The sequence below is a fragment of the Bacteroidales bacterium genome (assembly GCA_018334875.1).
GTDB lineage: Bacteria > Bacteroidota > Bacteroidia > Bacteroidales > UBA12077 > JAGXLC01.
In genome coordinates this window covers 1-5,603 of sequence record JAGXLC010000273.1, presented here as the reverse complement: position 1 = coordinate 5,603, position 5,603 = coordinate 1, and the positions used below count along the sequence as shown (strand labels likewise).

7 protein-coding genes are annotated in these 5,603 nt (G+C 43.2%); 3 read left to right on the top strand and 4 right to left on the bottom strand.

Annotation, left to right across the window (positions count from 1 at the left end):
* On the top strand, window positions 1-1,435 hold a 1,435-nt coding region (locus KGY70_16205), incomplete at its 5' end, for an AAA family ATPase (GenBank protein ID MBS3776741.1).
* A 33-nt stretch (window positions 1,436-1,468) separates the two neighbouring features.
* On the opposite strand, the gene KGY70_16200 is transcribed toward KGY70_16205, so the two are convergent.
* From KGY70_16200 to KGY70_16190, 3 genes are all read right to left on the bottom strand, one after another.
* Complete coding sequence (locus KGY70_16200; protein ID MBS3776740.1) at window positions 1,469-1,654, bottom strand: DUF2892 domain-containing protein; 186 nt, start codon at window positions 1,652-1,654, stop codon at window positions 1,469-1,471.
* A 79-nt stretch (window positions 1,655-1,733) separates the two neighbouring features.
* On the bottom strand, window positions 1,734-2,351 hold the full coding sequence (locus KGY70_16195) for a Crp/Fnr family transcriptional regulator (GenBank protein ID MBS3776739.1): 618 nt from the start codon (window positions 2,349-2,351) through the stop codon (window positions 1,734-1,736).
* 4 nt (window positions 2,352-2,355) lie between these two features.
* Entirely contained in the window at window positions 2,356-2,919 is a 564-nt protein-coding gene (locus KGY70_16190) for a manganese efflux pump (protein MBS3776738.1), read from the bottom strand.
* A 246-nt stretch (window positions 2,920-3,165) separates the two neighbouring features.
* On the opposite strand from KGY70_16190, the gene KGY70_16185 reads away from it, so the two are divergent.
* Complete coding sequence (locus tag KGY70_16185) at window positions 3,166-4,374, top strand: hypothetical protein (GenBank protein ID MBS3776737.1); 1,209 nt, start codon at window positions 3,166-3,168, stop codon at window positions 4,372-4,374.
* Window positions 4,375-4,387: 13 nt separating this feature from the next.
* Window positions 4,388-4,951 carry an FMN-binding protein gene (locus KGY70_16180; protein MBS3776736.1) on the top strand — a complete coding sequence of 188 codons (564 nt, stop codon included), beginning with the start codon at window positions 4,388-4,390 and terminating at the stop codon, window positions 4,949-4,951.
* 407 nt (window positions 4,952-5,358) lie between these two features.
* Here KGY70_16180 and KGY70_16175 read toward each other — a convergent pair.
* Window positions 5,359-5,603 (bottom strand): macro domain-containing protein (locus tag KGY70_16175; protein ID MBS3776735.1); only part of this gene is annotated, 245 nt, incomplete at its 5' end.

Genomic DNA, 5,603 nt, shown 5'->3' with positions numbered 1-5,603 from the left:
TATACGCAACCAGCAGGCCCGTCACTTAGTGATTCAGGGGGTAGCAGGGTCGGGAAAAACATCAATCGCCCTGCACCGGATTGCTTTCTTACTCTACAAGTATAAGGACACCATAAGCTCGGAAGATATCCTGATCATCTCACCCAACAAAGTTTTTGCCAGTTATATTTCTAACGTGCTGCCTGAACTGGGAGAGGAGTCGGTTGAGGAAACCAGTATGGAAGAACTGGCCGATGAGCTTTTTGATTATCAGATCAAGTTTCAGTCTTTTTTCGATCAGGTATCGGAATTGTTGAAAAGAACGAATGAAAAACTGATAGAGCGCATCCGGTTCAAATCTTCTGTTGATATGCTGGAGCAGATGGATGCCTATGTGCTGCATCTTGAAAATGATGCCTTCCGGCCTGCCGATATCCTTATTCATAACAAGCCGGTTCCTGCCTGGTTCATTGAGGAGAAATTCCGAAAGTACAACCGCCTGCCTCTTCTCAAACGGTTCAATGAAATTGTACGGGAAGTGGTTCATAACGTCTTTGTGCAATACGGCTACGAGGTGACAGGAAAAGAGCGGCAGCAACTGCATACCAGGATCCGAAAAATGTTCCCCTCTACCAACCTGAGAATGCTTTACAAAGGGTTTTACAGCTGGCTGGGCAAACCCGAAATGTTGAAAGTAAAGAAGGGATCTGTATATGAATATGCGGATGTCTACCCGTTGTTGTATCTGAAGATGCAGTTGGAGGGGCTGTCCTCTTTCAGCAAGGTGAAGCATTTGATCGTGGATGAGATGCAGGATTATTCGCCGGTTCAGTATAAAGTACTTACCCGTTTGTTTCCTTGTAAAAAGACCATCCTGGGTGACATCAACCAGTCGGTCAATCCGTTCAGCTCTTCCAATCTGGATACCATCAGCGAGGTGATACCCAATGCCGAGTGCATGACCATGCTCAAAAGCTACCGTTCAACCTGGGAAATCACCGAATTCACGAAACGCATCAACAACAATATGGATGTGGAAGCCATCGAAAGACATGGTGAGGATCCCCGGGTGGAGAGATTTGATCAGGAAGAAGAGGAGGTGGATTATCTGGTGGATGCCATTAAAGCCTTCCGCTCGAACGGCCATCATTCGTTGGGCATCATATGCAAAACCCAGGCGCAGGCCGATGAACTGCACCGTTTGTTATCCGTCGTTGATGAAGATCTTCACCTGCTGGATCCATCCAGTGTTGCCTTTGCCGGTGGTGTGGTCATCACCGCGGCACACCTGGCCAAGGGGCTGGAGTTTGACCAGGTGATCGTCCCCCGGACCAACAGGCAAAACTACCATACCGAGCCCGATCGCCAGATGCTTTATGTGGCCTGCACCCGGGCCATGCACAAACTTCATATCAGTTACACAGGCAGGATGACTCCATTCCTGGAGGAAAAATAATTGGAGGCCTCCGAAAAATGATTCGTTAACTGTTCATGATTTTCTACATGTTCTGATACCAAAGGGCAGATAAAGAGGGCACCAGTTGATTAAGGCTGTGAAAACCGGAACGATACCTACCAGGCCCCACCAACTGTTAAAATAGAATCCGGCTGCCCCTATGGCTAATCCAAGAATGATTCGGATTACTTTGTCTGTTTTACCTACATTGCATTTCATAACTGTATAATTTTAAGATGTAACATTCATTCTATCTGCAAATATACAGCCTTGCAATCCTTGAAATTTGTGACTTAGGTTACAGAGGACGCAAAATTTTGATTTTTCCCCTTTCCAGTTTTATGAACTCTTCCTTTTCCATTTGCTTGAGCAGCCTTGAAATAACCTCTCGTGCCGTGCCGATTTCATAAGCCAGTTGTTGGTGAGTGATAGAGATTGCATTTCCCTGTTTATTCTGAAGGTCTTTCAGTTTTTTATAGAGCCTGCTGTCTGTTTGGTTAAAAGAAATGTTGTCCACTAACATTAAGAGTTCTGTGAGGCGGGCATTGTAGAGGCTTAAAACAAATTTTCTCCAGCTTTTATAGGTATCCATCCATTCTTTTACTTTGGAGGCGGGAACAATGATAAGCTGTGTCGTTTCGTCGGTAATGGCTTCGGCCTGACTCTTTTTATCATTCAAGCACGAGGTTATGGAAAGAATACAGCTTTCACCGGCTTCAATATGGTACAAAATGATTTCTTTTCCTGTTTCATCGGTTTTTCTTACTTTAATATTGCCCCTGACTACCAATGGGATCTCTTTTATATAGGATTGTTCCCTGAGTATTACAGTATTTCTGGGAATTTCTGCAGGAGGAATATGGCTGATTTCCTCAAGAAGATCGTGTTCAAATTGTTGGCTAAATTGTGTAATCATTTTTTCAGAAATAAATGTGCTCGAACAAAATCTTCAGTCCCAGAAGAACAAGAACTGCTCCTCCGGATATCTCTATTCCTTTGTTGATTTTCTTTCCTATCTTTTTTCCAACTAAAACACCCACCGTGGAGAAGATAAAAGTTGATGTGCCAATGACAATCATAGCAAGCCATATATTCACTTCTATAAGTCCGAAACTGATACCAATAATGAGTGCATCGATGCTGGTGGCTAATGCCATGCCCATCAAAATCAGGGTTTTGGTTGGCACGATTCCTGAGTTGTTCTCTTCTGCAGACTTTATTCCTTCATAGATTAACTTTCCTCCGATTCCTAACAGCAGGACAAAAGCCACCCAGTGATCAAAGTTTGCAATAACGTTCTTAAAACTATTGCCAATGATCCATCCAATCAAGGGCATTGTACCCTGAAAGAGGGCCATAAAAACAGCTACTTTCAATACATGATTTGCCTTTATCCTTTTTGAACAAGCCCCTGTGGTTATGCTTGCCGCAAGACTGTCTACCGATAATCCGACTCCTATTAAAGCAAGTGTTAGTAAGTTCATTATAAATAATTACTTGTTCAAATTAATGATATACTTGCATTTGGACAAAAATATAAAAATTACCATAAACCGAATAATTGAAATCCTGTTTCAACCCTACCTCTGCAAGCCTTCTGAAAATTAAAATGTTATTTGGCAGCTAAGTATATCGCTAAAGATATCCCAATAAATAGGGATTGCCCGTGAAAAAGCCTGTCGCTTATTTTGCCTCCTGATATTTAATGTTAAATTTTAAAATTCAGTCAAATGAAAAGAATGGTATTATTGACAGGTGTTTTGTTGGTATTTTCTGTATTTGCAAACGCACAATTAACGGACAGCATTCCGGAGAACCTTTATTTTAATAGTGCGGAGAAACTGTTAAGAACAAAAGGCAACCTCAAAATAGGAGGATATGGAGGAGTCCATTATAATCAGCCCCTCTCTGAAGATTTCAGAAATAATGGAAAGCTGGATGTGCATCGTTTTATTATGATGATGGGCTATCAGTTCAATTCGAGGACACAGTTTGTCACAGAATTGGAGTTTGAGCATGTGGACGAAATATATGTTGAACAGATGTTTCTTCAGTACAAACTGAATGATTACGTGAATCTCCAGGGCGGCTTGCTTTTGTCACCAATGGGAATTGTCAACCTTTATCATGAGCCAACTGTTTTTAATGGCGTAGAGCGCCCTCTCCTGAGTCATGATGTAGCCCCCACAACGTGGCGTGAAATAGGTTTTGGCGCCAGCGGTCTTATTTTACCTGCCTTTCTTAAATACCAGGTCTATGTAATGAATGGTTTCAAAAGTTTCGACGATGGCTCTGCACAAATAGGCGGTGCAAGCGGATTAAGAGGAGGAAGACAAAAAGCCTCGAAGTCTTTTATGAGCTCCCCCAACCTTGCAGGAAGGGTTGAATATTTTGGCATCCGTGGTTTGAATATTGGCCTTTCCGGGTATTTTGGAAAAACGCAAAGCTCCCTTTACGATGGAATAGAGAAAGAATACGAAGCAGCTTTAGCCCGGGCGGATTCATCCGTTGTCGGAATATCTATGATTGGTGTCGATGCAAGGTACTCGTATGAAGGTTTTGAGTTAACCGGGCAGCTCTATTACAACAGTTTGGATAATACAGATGAGTACAACGCTTTTACAGCCAACAAAGGTGGCGGCAACCTGGGCAGCAGCATGTTCGGATATTATCTGGACGTGGGTTACAACATCCTTAGAACTGCCCGGACAGAAACTGAGCTTATTCCTTTTGTCCGGTATTCAAACTTTGATACGCACTATACAGTTTCACAGAACATAACAAGAAACAACGCTTATCAAAAAGATGTGATTACTACAGGTTTCTCGCTTTTCCTTTCCAGGGGTGCAGTGGTAAAAGCAGATATGCAATTTATAAAGGATGGCTCAAGCAATGAGTTCGCGAAGACTTTCAATGCTGGTTTTGGTATCATGTTTTAAATCTGTTAGCAATATGAGACTAAAGAGAATCGCTTTATTCGTATTAGCCCTGTTAAATATTGGGGTAGTAGCCGGCCAGGACAGTATTGATTATCAAGACAGGTCTTTACTCAGAAACTTAGCAAAAAACAATGTTCATAAAGATTTACAGCATTTACCTGTTCCTGAAGCCGTGTCGGACCAATACTCTTACCACGGGAAATTCTTTAAGTCTCATCACTCCGAAAACGTAAGCCAGGTTAAATACATCTATGTGGGCCGGGTGAACAGCTGCCGTGCCGGTGGCTGTTCCTCGCCCGGCATGGGTTCTTCTGCCGGCAAATCCGAATATTTTGACTATTTTATCCTATTCAATGTGGAAAAAGAAGTAGAACTTGTTCGTGTTTTCAATTATCAGGCCACCCATGGATATGAGGTTACTGCAAGAGGATGGCTCAGGCAGTTTGAAGGATACGATGGTTCTAAGAACCTGGAAGTAAACAAAAATATTGATGGCATTACAGGGGCAACGATCTCTGTGGAGGCAATTACGAGAGATGTGGAAAAGGTCAATGATATTTTAAGAGCTATGGATTAGGCCTTTCCCGGTTTTCTAAACTTGAGTTCGTCTTTCTTTCTTAAGATGAATGAGCGAGAAACGGGGATCGCGCCCCGGGGTGGAAGGCCTAGCTAACCAAAGGCCGGTATAAAAGCAACTTTCTATCCGGCTTGGGCACAAAAAAATCTGAATCAATTCGCTAAAATTCCTTAACAACAAAATCCCGGGGATTCATCACCAAAATGTTTTCCCTGGATTGGGTTAAGACCAGCAGCCCGTTTTTCTCGGCCGTTTCGTAGCTGTCGGCAGGGACACGCATCCCGGCAACAGCCCGATAATTTTCTGATCGGCATACTCCGGAAATAAAGGCTTAAAGGCAGGGAGTTTGCGATGGAGAAAATCTACCACAGCGGCCGGGCTTCTTTTTGCCGGGACTGGGTCAGCGATCATTTCTCCAGTTCCTTCAGTTTTTTATCATAAATCCAGTAATCCCGACCACTGAATAAGACGAAGCGGATCACTTTTACCTGCTCAAGATCGGGAATCATTTTCCTGATTGTCTCGAGGGCTACGTCGGTAGCTGCATCAAAGGGATAGCCAAAGGCCCCTGTTGAGATGGCCGGAAAGGCAACCGAATCGATCCCTTTCTCTTCGGCAATGTTCAGGGCATTCCGGTAACAGTCGGCCAGGA